This is a genomic window from Methylobacterium sp. CCH5-D2 (genome assembly GCF_001556475.1).
Taxonomy (GTDB): domain Bacteria; phylum Pseudomonadota; class Alphaproteobacteria; order Rhizobiales; family Beijerinckiaceae; genus Methylobacterium; species Methylobacterium hispanicum.
In genome coordinates this window covers 1-1,211 of sequence record NZ_LSIX01000019.1, presented here as the reverse complement: position 1 = coordinate 1,211, position 1,211 = coordinate 1, and the positions used below count along the sequence as shown (strand labels likewise).

The 1,211-nt window shown below is 74.6% G+C and carries 2 protein-coding genes; both read right to left on the bottom strand.

What is annotated here, in order from left to right; translation table 11 throughout:
• On the bottom strand, positions 1 to 520 hold a 520-nt coding region (locus AX737_RS00445; protein WP_066918120.1), incomplete at its 3' end, for an HAD family hydrolase.
• Positions 514 to 1,206, bottom strand: a complete 693-nt coding sequence (gene rpe / locus AX737_RS00440) for a ribulose-phosphate 3-epimerase (protein ID WP_066918119.1) — start codon at positions 1,204 to 1,206, stop codon at positions 514 to 516. The genes rpe and AX737_RS00445, both read right to left, overlap by 7 nt.
• Positions 1,207 to 1,211: the final 5 nt, after the last annotated feature.

The following is a 1,211-nucleotide window of genomic DNA, read 5'->3' as shown; positions in this document are numbered from 1 at the left end:
CCGCCTCGGCGGGCGCCACGCCCAGGCGCTCCAGGGCCAGGGCGAATATGTCGGGCGCGGGCTTCTTGCGGGCCGCCTCGTCGCCCGCCGCGATGGCGTCGAAGGGCTGCTCGCCGCCGGGGAAGTTCACCGCGACCAGGCGATCGACGTTCGGCCGGCTCGTCGTGGTCGCCACGGCGACCCGCAGGCCCGCCTCCCGCGCCTCCGCGATCAGCCGGCGGATGCCGGGCCGGAGACCCAGGCCGCCGGCCGCCACCAGCTCGCCGTAGAGCCGGGTCTTGAGCCCGTGGATCTCGGGCGCGCGGGCGTGGAGCGCGGCGGCCTCGTCCGCGTGCTCGGTGTCGATGAAGTGGGCGAGCCGCTCCTTGCCGCCCATCACCGCGAGCAGGTCGCGGTAGGTCGCGGGCGACCACGCCCAGGGCAGGCCGAGCGCCGCGAAGGCGCGGTTGAAGGCCTGCCGGTGCAGGTCCTCGGTCTCGGCCAGCGTGCCGTCGACGTCGAAGATCAGCGCCCTCAGCATGCGAGCGGGCCGCCGCCGGCCGCCTCGGCGCCCGCCCGGATCGCGGCGATCCGCTCCGCGTAGGCGGCGGGGCCGTCCTTGAACACGGCGTTGCCGGCCACGAACACGTCGGCCCCCGCCCGCGCCGCCGCCTCGACGGTCCTGGCGTCGATGCCGCCATCGACCTGGATGCGGATGTCGCGGCCCGCACTCATGGCGCGCACCCGCGACACGGTCTCGAGCGCGCTTCCCAGGAAGCTCTGGCCGCCGAAGCCCGGGTTGACCGTCATCACCAGCACGAGATCGACCATGTCGAGCAGAGGCTCGACCATCGCGGCCGGCGTGCCGGGGTTGAGCGCCACGCCCGCGCGCTTGCCGAGCGCCCGGATGGTCTGGAGCGAGCGGTGGATGTGGGGGCCCGCCTCGACATGGACCGTGATCCCGTCCGAGCCCGCCTCCGCGAAGGCCGCGAGGTAGGGGTCGGCCGGCGCGATCATCAGGTGCACGTCGAAGAACTTGTCCGTGTGGGGCCGCAGGGCCTTCACCACGGGGGGCCCGAAGGTGATGTTGGGCACGAAATGCCCGTCCATCACGTCGAGGTGGATCCAGTCGCCCCCGGCCTCGGCCACCGCCCGCGTCTCCTCGCCGAGCCGCGCGAAGTCGGCCGAGAGGATCGAGGGGGCGATCAGGGGCGGGCGGGTGGTCATGGGAG

What these genes read in the sequence shown, in the direction of transcription:
- rpe (WP_066918119.1), bottom strand. Translation starts at nt 1,206, where the DNA reads ATGACCACCCGCCCGCCCCTGATCGCCCCCTCGATCCTCTCGGCCGAC.